The 25,161-nt window shown below is 37.8% G+C and carries 18 protein-coding genes; 14 read left to right on the top strand and 4 right to left on the bottom strand.

All coding sequences use genetic code 11. From position 1 onward, the window contains the following. Nucleotides 1-141 precede the first annotated feature (141 nt). The gene (locus tag CRO54_RS01865) at nt 142-2,802 is read right to left on the bottom strand and encodes a valine--tRNA ligase (protein WP_097128038.1); all 2,661 of its coding nucleotides are present in this window, start codon (nt 2,800-2,802) and stop codon (nt 142-144) included. 483 nt (nt 2,803-3,285) lie between these two features. Here CRO54_RS01865 and CRO54_RS01860 point away from each other — a divergent pair, with 483 nt between their 5' ends. From CRO54_RS01860 to CRO54_RS01810, 11 genes are all read left to right on the top strand, one after another. Continuing rightward, complete coding sequence (locus CRO54_RS01860) at nt 3,286-4,137, top strand: hypothetical protein (RefSeq protein WP_205943937.1); 852 nt, start codon at nt 3,286-3,288, stop codon at nt 4,135-4,137. 162 nt (nt 4,138-4,299) lie between these two features. Next, nucleotides 4,300-5,037, top strand: a complete 738-nt coding sequence (locus CRO54_RS01855) for a hypothetical protein (RefSeq protein WP_138765728.1) — start codon at nt 4,300-4,302, stop codon at nt 5,035-5,037. A gap of 55 nt (nt 5,038-5,092) precedes the next feature. Beyond that, nucleotides 5,093-5,236: a ClbS/DfsB family four-helix bundle protein gene (locus CRO54_RS21775; protein WP_276329155.1), complete on the top strand. Its 144-nt coding sequence runs from the start codon at nt 5,093-5,095 to the stop codon at nt 5,234-5,236. A gap of 63 nt (nt 5,237-5,299) precedes the next feature. Then, entirely contained in the window at nt 5,300-5,764 is a 465-nt protein-coding gene (locus CRO54_RS01845; protein WP_097128034.1) for a hypothetical protein, read from the top strand. Nucleotides 5,765-5,836: 72 nt separating this feature from the next. Further along, nucleotides 5,837-6,280: a GNAT family N-acetyltransferase gene (locus CRO54_RS01840; protein WP_097128031.1), complete on the top strand. Its 444-nt coding sequence runs from the start codon at nt 5,837-5,839 to the stop codon at nt 6,278-6,280. Nucleotides 6,281-6,345: 65 nt separating this feature from the next. Beyond that, nucleotides 6,346-6,831: a PH domain-containing protein gene (locus CRO54_RS01835; protein WP_097128028.1), complete on the top strand. Its 486-nt coding sequence runs from the start codon at nt 6,346-6,348 to the stop codon at nt 6,829-6,831. 3 nt (nt 6,832-6,834) lie between these two features. Beyond that, entirely contained in the window at nt 6,835-7,032 is a 198-nt protein-coding gene (locus CRO54_RS01830; protein WP_097128026.1) for a YqaE/Pmp3 family membrane protein, read from the top strand. Nucleotides 7,033-7,038: 6 nt separating this feature from the next. Continuing rightward, the gene (locus CRO54_RS01825) at nt 7,039-7,479 is read left to right on the top strand and encodes a GNAT family N-acetyltransferase (RefSeq protein ID WP_097128024.1); all 441 of its coding nucleotides are present in this window, start codon (nt 7,039-7,041) and stop codon (nt 7,477-7,479) included. Between the two features lie 11 nt (nt 7,480-7,490). Further along, entirely contained in the window at nt 7,491-7,784 is a 294-nt protein-coding gene (locus tag CRO54_RS01820; RefSeq protein WP_138765727.1) for a hypothetical protein, read from the top strand. Nucleotides 7,785-8,250: 466 nt separating this feature from the next. Beyond that, entirely contained in the window at nt 8,251-8,679 is a 429-nt protein-coding gene (locus tag CRO54_RS01815) for a DUF1801 domain-containing protein (RefSeq protein WP_097128019.1), read from the top strand. 8 nt (nt 8,680-8,687) lie between these two features. Beyond that, nucleotides 8,688-9,065 carry a VOC family protein gene (locus CRO54_RS01810; RefSeq protein WP_097128017.1) on the top strand — a complete coding sequence of 126 codons (378 nt, stop codon included), beginning with the start codon at nt 8,688-8,690 and terminating at the stop codon, nt 9,063-9,065. 71 nt (nt 9,066-9,136) lie between these two features. Here CRO54_RS01810 and CRO54_RS01805 read toward each other — a convergent pair whose 3' ends face one another. After that, entirely contained in the window at nt 9,137-10,993 is a 1,857-nt protein-coding gene (locus CRO54_RS01805) for a TonB-dependent receptor plug domain-containing protein (RefSeq protein WP_097128015.1), read from the bottom strand. A 194-nt stretch (nt 10,994-11,187) separates the two neighbouring features. Between CRO54_RS01805 and CRO54_RS01800 the strand changes: the two genes are divergently transcribed. The 3 genes from CRO54_RS01800 to CRO54_RS01790 all read left to right on the top strand — a co-directional run bounded on the left by CRO54_RS01800 (nt 11,188) and on the right by CRO54_RS01790 (nt 15,687). Further along, nucleotides 11,188-12,663 (top strand): aminotransferase-like domain-containing protein, encoded by a 1,476-nt coding sequence (locus tag CRO54_RS01800; RefSeq protein WP_097128014.1) that lies wholly within the window; start codon nt 11,188-11,190, stop codon nt 12,661-12,663. Between the two features lie 541 nt (nt 12,664-13,204). Beyond that, entirely contained in the window at nt 13,205-14,884 is a 1,680-nt protein-coding gene (gene ettA / locus CRO54_RS01795) for an energy-dependent translational throttle protein EttA (protein ID WP_097128012.1), read from the top strand. Nucleotides 14,885-15,111: 227 nt separating this feature from the next. Next, nucleotides 15,112-15,687, top strand: coding sequence for a MarC family protein (locus tag CRO54_RS01790; RefSeq protein ID WP_097128010.1), 576 nt, complete (start codon nt 15,112-15,114; stop codon nt 15,685-15,687). 138 nt (nt 15,688-15,825) lie between these two features. Here the strand turns inward: CRO54_RS01790 and CRO54_RS01785 are convergent, their stop codons facing one another. Next, nucleotides 15,826-16,860 carry a PorP/SprF family type IX secretion system membrane protein gene (locus CRO54_RS01785; RefSeq protein WP_097128007.1) on the bottom strand — a complete coding sequence of 345 codons (1,035 nt, stop codon included), beginning with the start codon at nt 16,858-16,860 and terminating at the stop codon, nt 15,826-15,828. Further along, the gene (locus CRO54_RS01780) at nt 16,861-25,092 is read right to left on the bottom strand and encodes a PKD domain-containing protein (RefSeq protein WP_171047802.1); all 8,232 of its coding nucleotides are present in this window, start codon (nt 25,090-25,092) and stop codon (nt 16,861-16,863) included. Nucleotides 25,093-25,161 lie beyond the last annotated feature (69 nt).

The following is a 25,161-nucleotide window of genomic DNA, read 5'->3' as shown; positions in this document are numbered from 1 at the left end:
GTTTAATATAGGCATCTCTCTATACCAACTGGACAATAAAAAAATCCTTTCAGCGTAAACTGAAAGGATTTAAATAGTGCACGTTATCTAAAATGCGACATGTTACTTATTACTTATAACTCGCAACCCGTAACTTAAGACCTACAACGCTGCTAAGCTTTCCTTAATGATCGTAATTTTCGACTCCGCATCTGCTTTTTTGTTGCGCTCATTTTCAATGATTTCTGGTTTTGCATTTTGCACAAAACGTTCGTTGCTCAACTTTGCGTCTACCGATTTTAAGAAACCTTCTAGGTATTGTAATTCTTTGGTTAAACGTTCTTTCTCTGCATCAGCATCTACGTTTTGGCTTAACGGGATAAAAAACTCATCCTTACCTACCATAAAGCTAGCTGCCCCTACAATCTTATCAATTACAAAATCAGCTTTGCTTACGTTAGCTAGTTTGTAAACAATGTTTAACCAAGTGGTATAATCAACCTCAGAATTTACTTTAATACTCAATTCTAAAGCTTCTTTCGGAGAGATCTGACGGGTATTTCTAACATTTCTAATTTCCGAAACCAAACCTTTCACTAATTCAGCATCTTTCAATAAAGCTTCGTTTATCGCCCCTATTGTCGGATAATCGGCTACTATACAGCAATCCATCTCCGTACGCTCGCCAAACAATTCATCGTGGTAAAGCTCTTCGGTTAAGAAAGGCATAAACGGATGCAATAACTTCAAAATCTGCTCGAAGAAAGCTACCGTAGCTGCTTTGGTAGCCGCATCAACAGGTTGCTGATACGCTGGTTTAACCATTTCTAGGTACCAAGCACAGAAATCGTCCCACACCAATTTATAGGTAGCCATTAAAGCTTCAGATAAACGGTACTGCTTAAAGTTATGTTCAATTTCTACCAATGCTTCGCTAAAACGACTTTCAAACCAAGCGATAGCCTGCTGGTTAGGGTTAGCTAAATTTGCATCAGTTTCCCATCCTTTTACCAAACGGAAAGCATTCCAGATTTTGCTGGCGAAGTTTCTGCCTTGTTCGCAGTAAGATTCATCAAACATTAAATCGTTACCAGCTGGGCTCGACATTAACATCCCTACCCGAACACCATCGGCTCCGTATTTATCAATCAAACCAATTGGGTCTGGTGAGTTACCTAACGATTTAGACATCTTACGGCCCAACTTATCACGAACGATACCTGTTAGATATACGTTAGTGAAAGGTTTTTTGCCCGTAAACTCACGACCAGCCATGATCATACGTGCTACCCAAAAGAATAAAATCTCCGGTGCAGTCACTAAATCGTTGGTTGGATAGTAGTAGTTAAAATCCTTGTTATCAGGATTTTTAAAACCATCGAACACAGAGATTGGCCATAACCAAGACGAGAACCAAGTATCCATTACATCTTCGTCTTGTTTCAAGTCTGAAGGTTGTAAATCAGGATTTTTCAGCTTCGCTTCCTCAAAAGCCCCTTCTCTAGTTTTAGCAATTACAAACGTTTCGTCTGGTAAATACCAAGCCGGAATACGTTGTCCCCACCATAACTGGCGAGAAATATTCCAATCGCGAACATTCTCCATCCAATGCTTGTAGGTGTTCTCGAATTTATTAGGAATTAAGTTTACTTCGCCATTCACCACATCATCTAAAGCAGGTTGCGCAAACTCTTTCATTTTCACAAACCACTGTAACGATACTTTAGGCTCTATTACCGCATCGGTACGTTCAGAAAAACCAACCTGCGATTTATAATCTTCTACCTTTTCTAAATTACCAGCCTCTTCGAGCATTTTGGCAATTTTCTTACGAGCCACAAAACGATCTTCGCCAACTAAAATTTCGGCTTTTTCATTCAGTTTAGCATCATCGTCTAAAATATCTAGGAAAGGCGTTAAGTTATATTTCAAACCTAGCTCGTAATCGTTGGTATCATGTGCCGGGGTTACCTTTAAGCAGCCCGTTCCAAACTCCATGTCTACGTACTCATCCGCCATTACCTCAATTTCGCGGTTAATTAACGGGATCAGTACTTTCTTACCTACCAAATGTTTAAAACGCTCGTCGTTCGGGTTTACAAAAATAGCCGCATCGGCCATAATCGTTTCTGGACGGGTAGTAGCTATAGTCAGGAAGTCATTAGTCGGCAAGTCCGAAAGATTGCTTTCCGTCTTTCCGTCTTTCTGACTAACAAAATACTTGATATAATACAACTTCGAGTTTACTTCTTTACGGATTACCTCCTCATCAGAAATAGAGGTTTTTCCCTGCGGGTCCCAGTTTACCATACGGTAACCACGGTAAATCAAACCTTTTTTGTACAGGTGAATAAAACTATCAATTACGGCTTCAGAAAGGTCTTCTTCCATCGTAAAACGAGTTCTTTCCCAGTCGCAACTGGCGCCTAGTTTCTTTAACTGTTCTAAAATGATACCGCCGTACTTCTCTTTCCACTCCCAAGCATATTTCAAGAACTCTTCACGAGAAAGGTCCTTTTTGTTGATGCCCTGCTCCTTTAACATGGCTACAACCTTTGCTTCTGTAGCAATAGAAGCATGGTCGGTACCCGGTACCCAGCAAGCATTTTTGCCCTGCATACGAGCTTTACGTATCAACACATCCTGAATGGTATTGTTAAGCATGTGGCCCATGTGCAGCACCCCCGTTACGTTTGGTGGAGGAATTACGATAGTATAAGGCTCACGCTCGTCTGGCTCTGAGTGGAAAAAACGCTTTTCCAACCAATAGCTGTACCATTTGTCTTCAGTTTCTTGTGGATTGTATTTTGTAGCTGTACTCATTAATATAGGGTCAATATTTCTGCAAAAATAGGAATTTGTTTAATGATTAAGGGTTAATGATAAATTATTAATGATTAAAGGTTAATAGCTAATCTGGCATAGCAGCAAAGTTGGTTGGTTATTCAGTTCATTGGGGCATTTGTTCATTAGTCATAGGTTTAATTGTTCATAAGGTCAAAACCATCCTTATGGAAGATTGTTGATTATTTCATAAGACACTAGCGATTAATGATACTTCATCAAAATTGATCACTGGCTATTGAATATTATTCACACCCACGTAAGCACATAAGTATTAAGAATATTAAAATCCCCTTCGACGACTTATAATTTAAAAAGATATATTTGATTAAACACAAAAAAGCCTTATACGTGTGGCGTAAAGCCAACAATATTTAGTTGGATTGGCGCCATTTTATGAAGGTTATAAATAAGTTAGCGGTCATTGTATGACGCCACACAAACAACGAACATTCGATAGAAATGAAACATATTAAACTGATGGCTTTAACATTTGGACTTTTGATTTTCGGATGTAACCAAACGGAAACAAAAACAACAATAGCATCAAATGAAAAACCGACTGCTAAAACAGAAGACAAACTTTTAAAACAAGAGAAGCCTGACGACAATGAAAAACTTGCTGACGATAAAATAGAAAGCATCAACAATGTTATTGAGTTGTTCAAATCGAATAATGTTGACAAAATATCAGACATTATTAGCTTTCCGTTAGAAAGACAATATCCAATTCCAAGCATTAAAAACAAAAATGAATTTAATAAGAGATTTAGCGAAGTTTTTGACAAAATTCTTATTGACAAGATTGCTAATTCAAAAATTGAACAATGGTCAGAAGTAGGCTGGAGAGGAATTATGTTAGACAATGGTGTTTTATGGATGGCTAATTCTGATGGAATAATAACAGCGGTAAACTACCAAAGTGATTTTGAAAAAAAACTCAGAAAAGATTTGATAGACAGGGAAAAGGAAAATTTACACAATTCACTAAAAACTTTTGAAAGTCCGACTTACAAAATAAAAACGAAAAATTATCTAATTAGAATTGATGAGCTTACTAATGATAAATACAGATATGCTTCCTGGAAAGTAAGTGAAAAAGAAACTTCAAAACCAGACATTATTTTGAATGATGGAGAATTAGAGTTTGAAGGAAGTGGAGGAAACCACGTTATTACTTTTGTTCAAGGAAACTATACATACAAAGTTTACAGAAATATTATAGGCGAGGAAAGTTCCCCAGACATTATACTTGAAATTGAAAAAGACGGCAAAACAATTTTATCAGAAGACGGAAAATTAACACTTGAATAAAACAACAAACCGCTAACATCGGTTTGGCAATATGGCGGCTGAAGTGCTTCTATGAAACATCTGTACAAGGTTCAACAGCAGTAATTCTATTGAACTTTTGTGCTAAAGTGCCGCCACTTTGCAAAGCCCAGAAACGTTATCAGCCATCATAAAACGATCACTATGACAAAACATTTTATATATTTATTGATTTTGGCACTCGTTATTTCGTGTGGACAAAATAACAATCAACAACAAGAAAAAGGGAATTCTGCATCGGACAGTCTTGCGGTTGTTAACGACCCTAAAAACAACTTGAATATTCAGACAAACTCGTTTTCTGAAATTGACAGTTCAGGAGTTTTGATGTTTCCATTATCTATGGGAGAAACTGAGCGAGAAGGTGGCAGTCTTTCTTACAAAGAAATGCCTAATCATGGCTATTGGAATATTATTTTTTACAATTCAAAAACTAAAGAATACTACTTATTGAGTGAAAGAAAAATGATTGTAGGTAATTACGATTACAAGTTTGGAAGTGACGACAATGACAACATTTCACAGACAACAAATCATATTTTTTATACAGTTCGTACAGACGATTTCAACAAAGACAAAAAACTGACCGACCAAGACCCACAATATCTTTTTATTTCAGACAAATTTGGCAACAATTTCAGACAAATATCACCAACAAATTACAACCTAAATAATTGGAGGTATATCAAAAGTTCCGATAAAGTAATTATGACAGTTGGAAAAGACAGTGATAACAATTTAGAGTTTGACAATTCAGATGAAATTACAACTTTTGAAATTGAGTTAGACAAAGGAACAGAAGCCAAAGAGGTTTTTGGAGACGACTTCAAAAACAAGCTAAAAATATTATTTGATAGAGATTGGAAACGACTGAAAAAATAACGACTGGTAACATAGGCTTGGCAATATAGCAGCTGAATTGCTTCTATGAAACATTTTGAATTTTATTGGAGAACTATACGAAACCCCTTGGTATGAAAAATGGACGTTAGGAAAAATGATACAGCTCAATACTTCTTCGCCATTCACAAATGCAAAGGATAGAATTAGGAAATGGAAAAAAGTAAAGCAGCTTAAGTAACAAGAATAGCATTTGCATATGCTTTTTTATTAATTTAGCTAAACATTAACGACGAGCACCAATATGAGCATCATTGATTTAAAGCAAAGACCAGACCTTACTAACGATTTCAAATTAAGCACTTACTATGCTCAATTCGACACGCTTTTAAGCGAGCTATCTAAAAAGAATTTACCTGCAGAAACCATCACTTTCATCAATGAACGCGTAGAGAGAATCAATGCATCATCTTTTGTTGGAAATGATTTACGTAAGCTCATCAAACAAGAGCAAACAGCGATTTTAAAACAAGTAGAAAAAGCACATAAAATTGCTCCAAAGAATCACTATCGCAACCTTTGGATGTTACTTGGATTTACAGCATTTGGTTTACCTATTGGTGTAACGTTTGGTTTAAGCATTGGTAATATCGGGCTAATGGCAGTAGGTTTACCTATTGGTATGGCTATCGGTGCTGCTGTTGGCTCATCTATGGATAAAAAAGCCCTAGCCGAAGGCAGACAGTTAGATATTGAAATAAAGTATTAATTAGCAGCTGTTTACTGAGTAAAAAGTAGCAGTATTTTCACTTCTAAAGCTTAAGAAACAACAGTATGACGAATGAATTTCCAAATCAAGAAATATAAGCGAAAATACAAAAATCAAATCATTTCAGTTTGGGAAAAGTCTGTTCTAGCTACCCATCATTTTCTAAGTCCTACAGATTATATCGAAATAAGAGACCTACTCCAAGACTACGATTTTAGCATTTTGGATATGTTTTGTCTAACAGATGAAGATACAATCATTGGTTTCATCGGCTTACACAATTCTAAAATAGAAATGCTGTTTTTAGATCCAACTTATATTGGAAAAGGCTTAGGAAAACAACTTATCCAATTTGCAACTTCAAAGCGGGGAGCAACATTAGTTGATGTGAACGAACAGAATATCAGTGCTAAAAACTTCTACGAAAAATTAGGCTTCGTAACCTACGAAAGAACAGAGAAAGACGATTTTGGTAAAGATTATCCTTTACTGAGGATGAAATTAATAACAATATAAGGTGGTGAACACTTTTAAGACATTTATTTTCTTCTTATATTAAGCTTCACTTTAAACGCTTCAACATGATTTATAAAGCTTCATTAGATAAAACAGCATTAGTGGTTACCATTGGCGTAAGCATTTTATTTGCTGTGATTATTGGTGGCCAATACTCCATCATCAAAGATGCCGAAAATGCCACGCCAATTTATACTACAGTAGGTTTGTTGCTTATCTATACGCTCGCTTTTGCTTTCAGTCCAACTGGTTATATAATTACTGCCGATGAAATTATGATACGTAGACCCTTGACAAATGTTCGCATTAAACGAGTGGATATTGAGCGTGTAGAACTGGTAGAGGAGCAAACTATGAATGGAGCATTAAGGACTTTTGGTGTAGGCGGATTATTTGGTTATTATGGTGGTTTTGCAAATACATCGATAGGCAGAATGACTTGGTACGCCACCAGAAAAGACACCGCTGTGCTGCTAAGAACTGTAAACGATAAAAAAATCATCTTAACTCCAAACGAGCGCCAACAATTTGTAAACCATCTCAACTCTTAATACATGACCTTAATTGCCATTTTCTTCCCATTTATTTCATTTCTACTTCGTGGCAGAATACTTACAGGCATTATCTGCCTAATTTTACAAATCACCCTAATTGGATGGATACCCGCAGCTGTGTGGGCAGTTATTTCTTTGCAGAACTCGAGAGCAGATAGACGCAACGAAAAACTAATTAGAGCAATGAGGTCTAAATAATTTTAAATGAGCATCAGAGAAGCATCAATTGAGGATATTAAACAAATACAAATTGTAAGAAATCTAGTAAAGGAGAATACCTTATCCAATCCTAATTTGGTGACAGATGAAGATTGTGAGTTATTTTTAACTGAAAAAGGCAAAGGCTGGGTTTATGAAATCGAAAATAACATCGTTGGTTTTTCTATAGTGGACCTAAAAGAGCATAATGTTTGGGCATTATTTGTACATCCCGATTTTGAAAGGCTGGGCATTGGCAAAAAACTACATGAGGTGATGTTGAATTGGTATTTCAGCAAAACTGAAGAGACAATTTGGCTAGGCACTGCACCAAAAACTAGAGCCGAAGTATTCTACAATAAAGCTGGCTGGAAACCAACAGGTATGCATGGCAAAAAAGAGATAAAGTTTGAGATGACTTATACAGATTGGATGGAAACACAATAAAAAAACTCACCATGAATAGACTTAAATTATTAATTCCTATGCTATTCTTATTGATATTTGCTTGCAACAGTAAAGAAGAAGAAATTAAAGAGGTGGGTTTTTGGAAGTACTCAGAAGGAGCTGTATTTGCCGACGTCTTAAATTTTAAAAGCGAAGACTACAGCATTAAAAACGATACGGTATTTAAACTAGACATTCCAGAGTATAGGATCACATCTTACGAAAGGCGTGTTTTGTCAGGCGATCAAGTTTTACAGCTCATACAATTAGAAACTGGAAAAACTGCAAGATATGTTTCAAAATAGTAAGTGATGATACCAAAAATCAATTTTATTACTTTAGCTGTAGAAGATATTGCTGTTCTATAGCCTTCTATCAAAGCACTTTTAACCTATCTATTGCTGAACAGAGTGACAAACTTTGTTTGTTTAAGATGTAAGATGATTTCTATGTGGGGATACAAGTTAAAGATGATTTCCTAAATAAAGTTGGACAATCAACAAAAGATCTCTGGTGCTGGAGTTATCCTTAGTCATAATGCTAAGTCGAAAATCAAGAACCAACGCTCATGAAAACCTGAATATTTCTCAACAATTCGGTATCTATATAGTTTTTTTTTTTAATGGTAATGTGTTTCAATGTTAACTAAATTATTGTGATTTTAGAAATGATTTATAAGATGTAATCCATAATTTTATTTAAAGAACTACTTCACATTTACTTTTATAAATTTACAGATAAATCAAATCCAAACATTAAAAAACTATACCTATGGCAGAAATAAAAACAAAGCAAACGGATGCAAGTGTAACCGATTTTATTGATGCGTTTGCTAATAACGAACAGAAACGTAAAGATGGCCATGCTTTATTGAAGCTAATGCAAGATTTTACAGGTTACGAAGCAAAAATGTGGGGACCTTCTATTATCGGTTTCGGAATGTATCATTATAAATCAGAGAAAAGCGCACAAGAAGGAGATTGGCCTCTGGTTGGTTTCTCCCCTAGAAAAACTGCCATCTCTCTTTATGTTTCTATGGGCAGCAAAACGGATGAGCACTTGCTGAAGAAATTGGGTAAGTTTAAAATGGGCAAAGCCTGCATATATGTAAATAAACTGGCGGATATAGACCAAGAAGTACTGAAAGAATTAATAGCTTCAACTATTAGCTTAACGCAAGCTAAATATGGAAAATTATAGGATTAGATATGAGCAGCAAAATATTAGGACTTAGAACAACAATTTACAAAGTAGCAGATATAAACGCTGCCAAAGAATGGTATGCTAAAGCTTTTGAAACTGAACCTTATTTTGATGAACCTTTTTATGTAGGTTTCGACATTGCTGGTTACGAATTAGGTTTACAGCCTGAAGAGAATCCGACAATAGAAAAGGCAGATAGTGTGGCTACTTATTGGGGTGTAAATGAAGTGGAAACAGAGTTTAACAGGTTGATCGACTTAGGTGCTACAGCACATGAACAACCTGAAGAAGTTGGTGGTGGCATTATTGTTGCGACGGTAAAAGACCTTTGGGAAAATGTTATCGGTCTGATTTACAATCCGCATTTTAAGCTTAAAAAATAGTTGTTACGAGGCGAAGCATGAAACAATATTTAACAAAGATTGCTTCGTGCCTCGCAATAACGTAAGACTAGCTAAAGTGCAAATCGATAATTAGCTCCAATTGCAAACCATCTTTTCGGAAGGGGCACCGCAGCAACTTCAATATATTCCTTATTAAGTAAGTTGGTTACATCTGCATAAACATTCCAATTTTGCTTTCCGTACAACAAACGCACATCAGTAATTAAGTAAGGATTTTTCAACTCCCGTTCTATCCATCTTGCGCCTACAGTAAACTGCCAGTTGGTGTATTTGTAAATCAATCTGCCTAAAGCTTGATGCTTTAAATTCTCTAACACATATTTTGAAGTGACATTGTTAGCGTAACTCATTTCGCCAGCATGCAGATAGTTGTAGCTTAACTGATAATTTAGCGAACTTTTGCTATTTAAACTTAACGACTGACCTACGCTGATATTTAATCCCTGTATTTTGTTATTACCAAAGTTTTGAGGTTGATAAGGCACCGCGGTCGAATTCCTTACCCAGTCAATAAAATCTGAAATGTTGCGATAGAAATATCCTCCTTGTACATTAAAATTCTCCAGTTTGTACTGTAAAGAAAGTTCATACTGCCAAGCATTCTCCGAAGTTAAATTAGGATTCCCTATGTTTCCAGGACGTTGATTCAAATACAAATCGGTAAAAGATGGAATACGCTGACTAGAGCCTACATTAAAAGCCAGTTTCCATTTTGGTGCAAACAAATAAGCCGCATCTAATCCAGGGAAAGCTTGCCAACCGTATTGTGTGTTGTAGTTAACGTAAGTTCCAATATTTAATAAAAGATTTCTTACCGCTTCCGTCTTATATTCAGCGTAAACACCATGATTGTATCGCTCTCTATCGCCAATGTTGCTGCTCTCAATATCTTCCGAACGAGACTCTAAACCAAAACCAAAATCGCCGATGCTAGAGTGTAACGTACTATTCACTTCTGCCGACCATACTTTGGTTTGATGTAGCGACCTTGCCCTACTTAAATCGTTACGGAAATAACGGTAATCGTCCCAATTGTAGCGAGCACTTACCCGTGGGCGCAAACTGAAATTCTTGCTCAGTTGGTGCGATGACCCCAACGCGAATAAAGCAGTTTCTACAATTTCGAAAGCTTCTTTGTCGCCAGGAGCAGCGTAATAGCCACTTGCACCGAAAGCATTATCGATGTAACCACCCATTAAATTCAGTTTATTTTTCTCATCTAAATCGACATTCCCTTGGTAGAAAAACTTATGATCGTAGGTACTGCTGTTGTAACGCTGCCCATTGTAATCTGTAATACCAAACCCAAACAAATGCTGGCTATTTTTTCCAACCATATTAATGGCTATTTGCGCTGCCGCACCGCCATATTTACCACTTCCATCGCCTGCTGCTTTGTTTTCAAAAGAAGTACCTGCTTGGACATTTACATCTATTGCAGATTGCTTGCTATTTTTAGTTACGATATTAATTGCACCAGTTAAAGCGTTAATTCCGTAAACCCTCGCCGCAGGTCCTTTCAACACTTCTATTCTTTCAATAGCTGATAAGGGCACCGGAATGTTCATAGAATGATGAGCAGTTTGTACATCCGAAATCTTTACTCCATTTAGTAGAATCAAGGTTTGTTCAAAACTACCACCATCAATACTGATGTCTGCCTGCGTACCAAACGGACCACGTTGGCGAACATCAGCTCCAGCAATAAAGCTCAAAACTTCATTGATAGATTTCACAGGCATTTCTGCAATTTGTTCTTTGGTAATCAGCTGTATATTTCTCGCTTGTTTACTGAACGGAGTTTGCAGCCTGTTTTCAGAAATCACAATTTCGTTGAGTTTCATTGTGTCTTGCTGCGCAAAAGCTAATGCTGGAAAGAGAGTTAGTGCGTATAAAAATTGTTTCATTGTTAAATTGCTTTATTTTTAGAACCCGCTAACGTCATTTCACTTGTATGGAAATGAAGCAGCAAGAATTTCTTTCTATTTCTTTGTGTCTTTGTGATTGATTAATCTTTTCTGACTTCCCTACTAACCACTTCCCGACTTCGGCGCAAAACTCGTATCTTTCCGGCGCATTAAAATAGTCCAGTTTTAAAAAAATGAGTAGTCCGGCTGAAATTCCTTTTTTGAGTTTTATTCATCTAGATAGAGATACAAAGACTCCGATTTATCTACAGTTGGCACAACAGCTCATTAATGCCATACAGAGAGGCTACTTGGTTGCTGGTATTAAAATGCCAGGGAGCAGAACTTTGAGCGAACTGCTCAAATTACATCGCAAAACAGTAATTGCTGCTTACGAAGATTTGCATCATCAAGGTTGGATAGCCATTCATCCCAACAGAGGTGCCTACGTAATGGATAACCAAACCAAGATTAATGAACGACCTTACGATGCACTCGTATCTTTGGCAAGTTATCCATCGCAAACTGGTTATGCTTTTAAGCAGTCAAACATTTTGGATAATCCCTTTGAACAATCTAATTGTACCTATCAGTTTAACGATGGCACACCAGATATTCGCTTAACAGAAATCAAGCAATTATCTAGCTTATATAGTGCTACACTTAAACGAAAAAACACACTTAAGAAAATAGATAACCCTTTATATACTGGAAACTATTTTAGGGAGCAGTTAAGTAATTACCTGAACAGTTCTCGTGGCTTACATATATCAAAAGACAATTTACTTATCACGCGAAGTTCGGAGGTGAGCCTTTATATTATTGCACAACTGCTAGTTGAACCAAATGATGTAGTGGTAGTTGCAGAATTAGGGCTATTTACTGCTAATATGGTTTTTCAAAAAGCAGGCGCTAATATCAAAACCATCCCCATAGATGAGCAGGGTATCGATGTAGATCAACTGGCGGAAAAATTAAAGACCACTAAGATCAGAGCCGTTTACATCACACCACATCACCACTACCCTACTACGGTAAGCTTAAGTGCGCAACGGCGGGTACAACTTTTACAATTAGCGCAATCGCATGGTTTTATCATCATTGAGGATGATTACGATTATGATTTCCAATATGAAAAAAGCACCATTATGCCTCTAGCCAGTGCAGATGTAAACGGAATGGTGATTTATGTGGGTTCTTTCGGAAAATCGTTGACGCCATCTTTTAGTTCGGGCTTTGTAGTAGCTCCAAAAAACTTCATCAATGAAATGCAAAAATATATGGGCATTTTAGACCGCCAAGGCGACATTGTAATGGAACAAGTGTTGGGAGAAATGATTGCCGAGGGTGATATCCATCGACATCTCAAGAAATCGTTAAAGATTTACCAAGAACGTAGAAATAATTGCTGTGCATTACTAGCCAAACATTTTGGACATCAGGCAGCGTTTAATGTTCCAAATGGAGGTCTAGCAGTTTGGCTCGAGTGGAATATTCCTGTTTCTTTATTACAACTCGCTAAGGTTTGCCAAAAGAAGGATTTATTTATCCCACAAAATATCCTTTACCAAAATAGGAAAACAACTGCCATGCGTATTGGCTTCGGGCACTTAACAATTGAGGAAATGAAAAATAGCTTGGAAATTATAAGCAGCTCATTGGTTCAATAGTTCTCTGGCTTACTAGATTTAATGAGTAATGCCTTTCGATAATTGAAATATTGAATCCATATCTCATAGTTTGAAATCCTTATAAAAAAGAAATGGAGATAAAACCGAAGTCCTATCCCCATCATCTAAATTAACGCTCTCGCAACAAATATAAGTATTTGATTTAAATCACCAAACATAATTGCTTATTTATGAAGCAACAATTTTTCAATGATGGTCAGTTCAACAAATAACTAAATGATAATTAAATAATTAAAAACATTTTAAAAAAAATAAACTTCTATGTATCACTTCCGTTACTCTCCTAATTAAACAGAAATATCCACAGCACAAAGAGAATTTTGCCAAGATATATATATGCTTTTGTTAACTAACAGGAGTAAGAGCAAAAATCCTTTTTGTATTTAGGTAAAACTTCATAGGTTTTCTCCTACTGCCATTTATAGCAGTAATCATCTGCTTTTCTAAAAATTCATTCTAAGCACATCAATCACCTTATTTTACAAAATAAATGGCATCTTTGTAGAAACAAAATTTTAACATGTCAGACGAAAAAATAATCTTTTCAATGGCTGGGGTAAGCAAGATTTATCCGCCACAAAAACAGGTTTTAAAAAATATATACCTATCCTTCTTTTATGGTGCCAAAATTGGCGTTGTTGGTTTAAACGGCTCGGGTAAATCATCATTATTAAAAATTATTGCTGGTTTAGATAAATCTATACAGGGCGAAGTCGTATTCTCACCAGGTTACTCGGTAGGCTATTTAGCACAAGAACCAGAATTAGACCCAGAAAAAACAGTACGTGAAGTAGTAGAAGAAGGCGTTGCCGAAATTACTGCTGTGCTTAAAGAATACGAAGCTATTAATGAAGCTTTCGGCTTAGAGGAAAACTACTCTGATGCCGACAAAATGGATAAATTGATGGCTCGCCAGGGTGAGCTGCAAGATAAAATCGATGCATCGAATGCTTGGGAACTAGACAACAAATTAGAGCGTGCGATGGATGCTTTACGTTGCCCAGATCCAGAAACAAAGATTGCTGTGTTATCAGGTGGTGAGCGCCGTCGTGTGGCGATGTGCCGTTTATTATTACAGTCTCCAGATGTATTGTTATTGGATGAGCCTACCAACCACTTGGATGCTGAAAGTATTGACTGGTTAGAGCAGTTCTTGCAAAATTACGAAGGAACTGTAATTGCTGTAACCCACGATAGATATTTCTTGGATAACGTTGCTGGATGGATTTTAGAACTGGATCGTGGCGAAGGTATTCCTTGGAAAGGTAACTACTCATCGTGGTTAGACCAAAAAGCGAAACGTTTAGCACAAGAAGACAAAACAGAAAGTAAGCGTCAAAAAGCGTTAGAACGTGAGTTAGAATGGGTTCGTATGGCGCCAAAAGCTCGTCATGCAAAATCTAAAGCTCGTTTATCAAACTACGATAAATTAGCTAGCGAAGACGGCAAAGAACGTGAAGACAAATTAGAATTGTTTATTCCTGCTGGACCTCGTTTGGGGAACGTGGTAATTGAAGCTAACAACATCTCAAAAGCTTACGATGGCAAATTGCTATTCGAAGATTTAAGTTTCTCTTTGCCTCCTGCGGGTATCGTTGGTATCATTGGTCCGAATGGTGCTGGTAAAACCACCTTATTCCGTTTAATTACTGGTCAGGAGCAAGCAGATGCTGGCGATTTTAGGGTTGGCGAAACCGTGAAATTGGGCTACGTAGACCAAATGCACAACGACCTTAATCCGGATAAAACGGTTTATGAAAATATTACCGACGGTTTAGACAACATGCTGTTAGGCAACAAGCAAGTAAATTCTAGAGCTTATGTTTCTAAATTTAACTTCAACGGTGCCGATCAACAAAAGAAAGTTGGCGTATTATCGGGTGGTGAGCGTAACCGTGTTCATTTGGCCATTACTTTGAAAGAAGGCGCTAACGTTTTATTACTGGATGAGCCTACCAATGATATCGACGTAAATACTTTACGTGCTTTAGAAGAAGCTTTAGAAAACTTTGGTGGATGTGCGGTAGTAATTAGTCACGATAGATGGTTCTTAGATCGTATCTGTACGCACATTTTAGCTTTCGAAGGCGATTCGCAAGTTTATTTCTTTGAAGGTAACTATTCTGATTATGAAGAAAACCGTAAGAAACGCTTAGGCGATGTAGCTCCAAAAAGGATTAGATACAAAAAATTAGGATAAGGGGTTGACGATTGTAGAATTACGATTTTAGATTTCCTGTGTTTACCACCTGAGACACCTGAGAGCACTTAAGCCTAAAGTTTTCTAAGATGTTTAAGGTGGTGAATTAATTAAAAGAATATAACAAGAGGCAGTCATTTCGATTGCCTTTTTCTATTTCTTAACTTGTTATCACATTTATACAACTTTCACTTTTAAACCCGTACTTTTACATCAAATTTTAACGTATGGAACCTTTGCAATTCGACTTTAATCAAATTCTATCGACCTCGATGATTTTATTTGCGATTATTGATATCCTGGGTTCCATTCCGATTATCATATCGTTACGTAAAAAAGCTGGGCATATCCAATCGGAAAAAGCAACCATTGTAGCAACTGCCATCATGATTATTTTTCTTTTTGGAGGAAAGGCTGTTTTAAATGTGATTGGAGTAGATGTGCAATCATTCGCTATTGCCGGTTCATTGGTAATTTTCTTTATCGCTATGGAAATGGTTTTGGGTATCCACTTTTTCAGGGATGAAGCTCCTGAAACGGTATCTATTGTTCCATTGGCATTTCCATTAATTGCTGGTGCTGGTTCTTTAACTACCCTCCTATCCTTAAAAACTGAGTATCGTACAGAAAACATTCTGATAGGAATTCTCCTAAACATGGTATTCGTTTACTTTGTGCTAAAAAATACGTCAAGACTGGAAAAAATGCTTGGAAAAACTGGGCTAAACGTACTTAGAAAAAGCTTCGGCGTTATTTTATTAGCCATCGCCATTAAATTATTTAGAACAAATACTGGATTGTAACAATAATTACGTAAATTCATCTAAGATACAAAAACAACCGAAGATGAACTTATTTGAGCAATTTACGGTATACCTTGGCGCTTTGGCGATTCTTCTAGAAGCTATCAGCTATTTGCGTGGGAAATTGAAAGGAAAAAGTTAATAGAACTTATAACACCTGTTGAAACTATTATTTCTTTCCCTAATGTATCTTGCTTCAGCTCTACCAGGTATTTCGGTTTCGTAAACTACAGCAGCTTCCGTTGTACCTCCAGTGGTAGTATAGTTGAGTTTTGAAGTTGTTGCATCATGACTTACGCCTAATCTAACCTTATTTGAACTTCCAGAATTTTTAAATAGGTCAAATATCACAGAAAAAACAATGGCATCGTTTTGGGAACCATTGCCCCTGTACCAAAGTCCCAAGTTGATAGAGCTTGTTTTAAATTGAAATCCGGCACTGATTGAATTGTATTGATCTTGTCTGTATACTACCAAAGACGGAATGATGGCAGGTAATTCTTCTCCATAACGATCTAAGCTGATGAGATAACTTGTGTGAATACCATAACGCATAGGTAGTTTGGAAACTTGACCAGTTAAAGATTCATCTGGTCTGTTGATGTGTTGAGCAGAGCCGCCAATCATAAAGTTGCCAGCTACTAAATTAATTCCCGCTGCTGCATCAAAAAAACTCCTATTGTTATTTGACAAGATAGATGCTGAAGATGTTGCACCAGGAATAATCCCTTGGTTATCCAGTTGATCAGAAAACAACAGCCTACTTTCATCTACCCTACTGTTAATCATTCCTGCTTGTAGCCCAAAAGAAAGTCGACTTTCCGAATTTAATTGAACGCTGTAAGAAAAAACAGAAGCTACGTTTAGTTTAGATAGATAAGCTGTGCCTTCTGTAGATTTATTTAAGATTAGCCCAATTCCGCCACCAAATGCCGGCAACTGATAATCTACTGAAAAGGTATAACTATCTAAAGCACCACGAACTTTTGTCCACTGAGAACGGTAAATCATATTAAACCTAATATCTCCTTCAAACTCTCCATTTAACGCTGGATTTAAATATACTGGGGCGTTGTAAAACTGAGAATAGATCAAGTCTTGTGCTTTAGCAGTGATCCCGATACTGCCAACCATCAAAATTGCACAAGCGTATTTTAAAATTAGTTTGTACATCTATCTTATTAAATGAATAACCCCATTTTTACTTTCCGACTTATTGCCGTATTTCATGCCTTTCCAAACTCCCCCATTAATGAATGTAGCTTCTGCTTGCCAAAAATAAGCTCCAATAGGCAGCAATTGACCATTGTGCATACCATCCCAATGTTCTATTGGTGCACCTTGGTCATCTAACTTAGTTGTTTGCCAAATCATTTGTCCCCATTTATTGAAAACCTTAAAGTGATAAGTTGCCAAACCACTACCTTTTACCTTAAACACCTTCAAGTCGTTATTTAAGTTTTCCGGCTCAAATGCATTAGGAATATATAGGTAACCCGGAAAATCCAAAATTGTTACTTGTTCTTCAATTATAGTGGTACAATTAGCCCTATTAGTAATATGTAGCTTCACGTTATAAGTACCAAACCTATCATATTTATGTGTCACTTCACTTCTATCAGAACCGGTACCGTCTCCAAACTCCCATCTATAGAGAATAATGTCATCAGTAGTAACCGCTTTAAATTGAAAACTATAATCGGGAACTTTTATGATACTACTAGGTGCTATCTGTATAATAGCTTGCGGTGGAGGTAAAACAGTAACGAAATTAGTGGCAGACACCTCGTCTCTGCAGCCATATTGATTAGTTGCTATTAATTTTACAGTATAAGAAGTACTTGAAGATGCATATTGGTGCTGAGGATTTTCTTCTCTAGAGAAAGAGCCATCTCCAAAATCCCAATAGTATTCTGTTGCATTGATAGATGTATTTCTAAATCTAACGGTTAACTGGTTACATCCATTTCTAACATCACTCGAAAACGATGCTCTTACTGGATTAGATACGGTTATAGTTTTGGTAAAAATATCAGAACAAAATCCGTTACTTGCTGTGAGTTTTAATGTGAACACTCCTTGTCTGCCGTAGCTATGTGTAGGGTTACTACCAACGTAGATAGGTGAGCCATCTCCATAATCCCAAGTATAGGTTGTAGCACCAACGCTTCTATTTGTAATCTGAAGATCTAATACACCATTACAGCTTAAGTCGTTAGCCACATCAAATTCTGCTTTTAGAAAAGCATAGGTCGACACCTGTACAATTTGTTCGTTTTCCGTACATCCATATTGATTTTTAACCAATAACCTAAGGCTATAAGTTCTATCAAAATCACTCAAGACAATATCTGTAGGATTGCGAAGTGTAGAAACCAAAGCTCCATCTAAATACCATTCGTACTGGTCTGAGTTAGTAGACTGATTATTTATTTGTAAGGTAAAAGGTGCGCACCCCCTTGTTTGTGCCAGATTAAAAACTGCTCTTGGAAGTGGGTTAAATTGTACTGTTTTCTCTTGCGTTGTTTTACAACCAACGATATTGGATGCTTCTAGTTTTACGGTGAAAATGTAAGGTAGTGTTGCCCCGGTCGGCACTATAAAAGCATGATTTAGATCGGTGCTGGTAGCCACCTGAGCATTGTTCACAAACCATTTGTAGGTAACTGTACCAGTACCTCCAAAAGTTGTTTCGTTTCGGAAATTAACATTTCCAGTTGTACCACAGATGTTATCAGTAGATGCAGAGAAGTTAGCAATTGGACTTTCTGTAATTCTAATTATTTGGGTACTGACATTGCTACAACCTTGCGAATTGTACGTTCTTGAAGTCACCACATAATCACCAGCTGTGATGTAAGTGTGGCTTGCACTTAAACCTACTGCAGTATTGTTAGCACTAGTTGGATCGCCAAAATCCCATTCTACGTTTATTGCATTAGTTCCATTTGCACGGACTTCTAAAGTAAACGGACCGCAATTAAGGCTACCTGAATTGGTCGTAAAACTTGCTGCTGGAGCTGCTAGAATTTCGATAGTCCTTACCGCTATAGTTGAACAAGTACCTCCATTAGGATAAATCCTAGTAGACCTTAAGGTTACGGTTTTTACGCCTGGAGTAGTATAAGTATGTTTCGGATTTATTTCGGTGCTGGTGGTACCATCGCCAAAATCCCACAAAGAGGTAAATTGCGGATCGGATAGATTGGTAAATGAAACTTCTTTATTAACACATTCCTGTGGTGTACTAATCCTAAAATCTGTATTAATTTGAGGATAAACCGTGATCGTTTCTGTGCTGGATACGGTAGAACAACCGTTTGTTGCAGTAAGAGTAACGGTATAATCGCCAGGTGCGGCAAAAGTATGTGTAATATTTTCGTTCACAGTACGGGTTTGGCGTATAGGTGAACCATCACCGAAATCCCAAGTAAATAAATTACCCCCAGTAGATTGATTAGTTGAAGTAAAATCTACTGTAAATGGCGAACATCCAAAACTTTGTGTAGCATCTAACACCAATCTAGAAAATACTGTTTGCGGCTGCACCCTAATTTCGTAAGGCCTAGAAATAGATTCTCCGCACTCATTTCTAGTCGTAATCGTCACATAAAACAATCTTACCGTCGAGGTATTATTTTCGTATATGTGAGTAATATCTCTGGTATCGTTATATACTTCAATCGGGCTACCATCACCAAAATCAACGGTATAAGTAGCTGGCAAAGCCCTCGAGTTTAAATTTTTTATCACTAAATTGAGCGGCGAGCATCCGTTTACTGGCGACAATCCAAAATTCGCAGTAGCTTGCGGATTAACCGTTACCACTATCGGTATTCTAATTCCAGACGAACAACCGTTGATACTCATTTCGTACTCGTAGGTTACATCAATTGGGTTTACCGTAGTATTTATAAGCACCTCACTAATAGTCGCTGCCGCATCTACACCAGTACCAGTTGCAGCACTATTGCTGATGCCTGGCACTGCCGCCCTAGTCCATCTAAATGTAACTCCCGAAGTAGAACTAGTTGGGGTATAATTAAAGGTACCGCCACTACAAATTTCTGTATTTGCAACGCTACTAGTAAATACTGGAGATGGACTAATTAATATCTCATAAACTGCCGAAGTACCTTCACAGCCATAAGCATTGAGTGTAATCTGATAGGTTATCCTTTGAGTTTCGGTACTAGAATTTACAATTTGCTGGCGAGGAATGTTACCTGTGCCGCTAGCTGCAAAACCAGTAACACTAGCAGAACTACTTGTGGCAGTCCACGAAAAAGAAGTACCTACAACATTACTTTGTAAAAGCACTTCGGAAGCAAAGGCTCCAGAACAAATTTGTTGGCTTAATACAGTGTTTGTTAGCCTAGCTTGCGGATTAACGATAACTCGATACTCAGCCACGAATCCTGCACAAGCATTGGCATCATTAGTTTTTGCAGTTGCCCTATAAACTACAGTTAAAGGCAAATTAGTAGTATTTACCAAAGTTTCTGCTGGTATGTTTGCATTGCCAGAAATTGTACTCATTCCAGTAATACCAGTAGGAACAATTGCCTCCCAAGTAATTACCGCGTTAGGAGTTACACTACTCAATGTAACAGCAGCTGTAGTTTGTCCCGAACATATTTCTGCATTGCTAGCAGAATAAGTAACTATTGGCGCAGGATTTACAATTACATTGATGTCTACTGGTACTCCATTACAATTTACTGAGCCATTTGTAAACGTCGGCACAACGGTATAAGTTACTGTTTGAGGTACTGTAGAGGTATTTACTAGCACCTGATTGATACTAATTCCCGACCCATTTGCTATACCTGTAACATTAGCATTTGCAGTTACCGTCCAAGAAAAACTAGTCCCGGTAACGTTACTACTTAAGCTTACATTTACATTCTCGTTGCTACAAATAGTTTTGTTTGTGGCACTCGCTGTAACTACCGGAACAGGATTTACGGTAATTCTGTACTCTGTTAAAATCCCTTCACAAGCAGCATCGCCATTGGTAGTTGCCTTAGCCACGTAAGTAATAGTAATTGGAGCATTGGTAGTATTAGCTAAATTTTGAATGGGAATAGTATTGCTACCGCTGGTTTGTAAGCCAGTAATTCCGGCTACAGGCGTTGCCGTCCAAGAGATGGTTACATTACTTGTAGCACTTGTTAAATCTACTTCATCAGAAGCTGTTCCACTGCAAATAGTCTGGTTAGGTATTGAAAAATCTACCCTCGGTGCCGGATTTATGGTAATTTGATAAGTCGTTGGAACACCTTCGCAAGTCCTGCCTCCGTAAGTATACAAAGGCGTAACCGTAATTGTACTAGTTATAGGTGAAGTAGTTGAGTTAATAGTAGTAAATGAAGGTATTTGACTTCCTGTACCGTTGGTTAAACCGATGGCTACAGAAGATGCCCAACGGTAGCTAACACTAGCTCCCGCAAATGTTTCTTGGTCTGATGTCAACGGTATTGCAGCAGCAGAAACTCCAGAACATAAGGTTTGATCAACTAACGCACTCGTAATTGCGATGCTTGGTAAAATGGTAATGTTGAAACTTTTACTCGGCGATTCACATCGAACACCATCTTCCGTATAAATTGCTTTATAAGTGATGGTTGCAATCAACGGTCGTTTAACCGCGTTAGTTGTAACAAAACTTGGAATAGCGCCTGTTCCACTTGTTGCCAGCCCTATACCTGTTTCGTTATTCGTCCATTCATAACTGACATTGGCACTGCTTAAATTAGCAGAAAAATTAATTCCGCTTTGGTTTGCTCCAACACATGATACTACATCAGGCAGTTGTTGTACCGAAACTTGTGGAGTTACTTTTACCGTCACCACACTAGATGTAGCGTTACAAGAACCACTGTTAACTGTTCTTCTATAATAAGTAGTTTGAGTTAATGCGGTTGGTTGATAATCTACATCAGTTGCACCAGAAATGGTGGTAAAACCAGTAGCAGCCGAAACTGTAGATTGCTGCCATACATAATTATAGGTACCGCTACCCCCTACCGGAACTTCGCCTATTAATTTTGCCGGTACGCTACTGTAACAAATAGTTTGGTTGGCAGAAATATTGAAACTCGTTAACTCGCCCTGTACTGTAATTTTTATGGTATTTGATGTAGAAGAACAGGTACCACTTGTTACAATTCTACGATAATAACTATCAGCAGTTACTGCCACAGGCTGATAATCTAAACCATTTCCGCCTAAAGTGATGTCTGTAAAATCTGTTCCATTTGCAGATATCTGCCATTGGTAAGTATACGAACCAGATCCACCAGCTAAAGCAGCTCCACTATTCCTCAACAAAGCAGCTGTACTATTTAAACAAATGGTTTGATCAGCAGAGATATTATTATTAGCAATGGTCGGATTTACCCTTACAGTAATCGTTGCGGGGTCACTTTCACAGCCATCAACGGTTTGTGTAACGTAAAAAGTAAAAGTACCAGCTGTAGAGGTAATTGGTGTTGGTGCTTCAGTAAGTAGATTAGCGCTATTTAATGGTGCTCTGTACCATTTTAAATCCGTTCCGATAGCAGTTAGCTGAGTTGCCGTCTCATTTAAACAATACGTATAATTTAATGTAGTGGCGGGTATCGGAGGTTTTGGAGTAATTTGTATTTTAGTAGCATTAGACGCTAATTCACCGCAACCGCCACTTCTAACCACTGCTCTAAAAAAAGTTGTAGTGGTAATGTTATTATAGTTTAAGGTTGGAGTAGTATTGGCAGGAGTTACCGCAGTCCAAGTGGTTTCGTTCGTGGATTGTTCCCAGCGGATAACCGAACCTACATGACCAGATAATATGATATTTCCAGAGCCAGACGTACCACAATAAATATTGTCGCCCGTAGTTGTACCAGCTAGTGTCGGCCTTGAAACGGTGATATTTAACCTGCTTTCCGAGTCTCCACAAGGTGGATAGCCCCTTACAGTCCATTTTATTACATAAGAATTGCCTGGTACTAATCCGTTGACTGTTGTGTTTGGCTGGTTCGCATCTGCAAAAGTGAGCCCTATTCCCGTAACTACAGACCAAAAACCACCAGTAGCTGCTGGTGTTGCATTTAATTGGGCACTTGTCACATCACACAAGTTTAAATCAGTACCTGCATTAGCTGGCTCAACATTTGGGTTTACAGTAATCGTAAACGTCCTAGGTACTCCCCCGCAACTTCCAATAGTGGCTGTCGGCGTCACCGTTATCGTTGCAGTTATCGGTGTTGTTCCAGTATTTCTAGCAATAAACGATGGCAGGTTACCAACTCCAGAGGCAGCCAAACCTATGGCGGTGTTACTGTTTGTCCATGTGTAGGTGGCTGCTCCAGTAGTACTAGTACTAAAATTAGTAGTAGGTATAGCCACACCATTACATTGGGTAATATCAGTTATTGGATTTAATATTGGAACTTCATTTACTGTAATATTTGTACTCGTCGAGACTGAACCGCATTCTGTAGTTACGGTCAATCCAACAGTATAAGTTCCTTTTGTGGGATAAATAATATTTGTGGGATTCTCTAAATTTGAGGTTGGTGTTGTAGAACCTGGAAAGGTCCAGGCATACTGAACTGGCCCTACAGAGTAGCAATTTTTTATTGTTATTGTTGGCGTAAAACCGCTGCCTTCACATACTTGATAATTTGGCGAGTTAAATCGGACTTCGGGCCTAGCTTTTATAGTAATATCCTGGGTATAGGGCACCGAAACGCAGCTACCGTCTGAATTTGTAATCACCAATTGAATGGTGTAAATACCTGGAGTAGTAAAATTAAACTCTGGGTTTTCCGAAGCGGAGCTCGTACCATTCACATAAGTTGGCAATGATGGAGCTTGGTCACAATCTGTTTGAGCTTTGCTAGTTACACTCCATTGATAGGTATTTTCACCACAATTTGGTATGGGCGAATTCGATGTATTCGTTGGCTTTAACACAAATGGCACACAACCTGCGGCCGGTAATGTAAAACTTGCTACAGGCACTGGGTTTACGCAAACTGTTTTCGTTCGTACAGACGTACCACAAAAATTCGTAGTGGTCAATTTAACTTCATACGTACCTATTGCGGTGTAAGTATGTGTTGGGTTAATCTCTGTACTCGTTTGCCCATCACCAAATTCCCAATAATAAGTAGTTTCTCTAGAGCAAGCAGGATTGGTTTCCCTTATCGTTCTATCTAGAAACGTAATAGAATTACCCAGACAAATCCTACTTACTGGAATTTCAAAATCGGCAACTGCTGGTGTAAAAACCTGTATATTTCCGATGGTAAACGGAGTTACATCACATGCATTTCTTATTGTTAATGTTGCAGTAAAAGAACGTTCAGGGCAAGAAGATCTTCTATATACATGATTTACGACAAAAGGTCCTCCTGTTGTATTTAAAGGATGTTGTAGAGTTTCCGTAGTACCGTCACCATAATTGATTTCGTAAACAGTGCCTGGCGAATTACCTTCCCAATTACTGATGGTAAATGGTAATGTTGCTGGAGCACAAAGACCTGTTGTGCTGCCTGAAGTACCAAAGCTCCCTGCCGGATTACTTTGGTTGATGATACTATACGTCTTTGTATTTGTACAACCATTAGCTCCAGTAGCGATTATGCTAAATGGAAATATACCTAAAGCTGTATAAGTGTGTGTAATGGGAAAAGATGCATTAGTTAAATCAGTAACTACAGTTCCATCTCCCCAATTTACAGTATAACTTACAATACCCGCACTGTTAGGAGAAATATTAGCCAAACTGATGGTATAGTTAGGATTTGTAATACTAGGACCTCCAAAACAGTTACTAAACTGGCTTACAGCACTTCTATCTCTTAACCGAACATCGGGCAATTGCTTAATGGAAATGTTTTGAGTGCTTGTTGCGGTAGTACCATCCGCGGCGGTAACTGTTAGTCTAACGACAAACTCACTCTTATCTATCCCTAATGGTGCTGTAAAAAGATGTGTTGGGTCTCTATCTGTACTGTTGCTTCCATCGCCAAAGTCCCAAAAATAACTAACCCCATCTACAGAATTATTAGTAAAAGTTACGTTTTCTGTACCACATGCAATACCAGTCGAATTGTGTGTAAAACTAGCGGTAGGAATTCCGAAATACCGAAAGTCCTTTGATGAATTTTCAAAAAAGAAAAATCCAAATCTATTTAGATAAGCTTTTTGAGGAATATTAAAATTAGCATTAAAAATGCCAGTGTTTTCTTGATAAGAAGAATAAGTTGTAGTCTTGTGAGGAGTGGCATTTACATTCGCCCCAAGGACATAATTATCCGAATGAAGACCTGCTTCTTTCAACAACTCAATAGCTCTCTCACCTGCAGTGTAGCTGGCACGAGCAGACACTATTGGCGAAAATGCCCATAGCATGAGAATAAAAAGAAACCTGAACATAGGGTAGATTGTAATGTAATTTACCATTTCTATATATAAAACAGG

The sequence above is a fragment of the Pedobacter xixiisoli genome (assembly GCF_900215335.1).
Taxonomy (GTDB): Bacteria; Bacteroidota; Bacteroidia; order Sphingobacteriales; family Sphingobacteriaceae; genus Pedobacter; species Pedobacter xixiisoli.
Note: the sequence above shows the minus strand (reverse complement) of the source record. Positions and strands in the feature narration are given on the sequence as shown.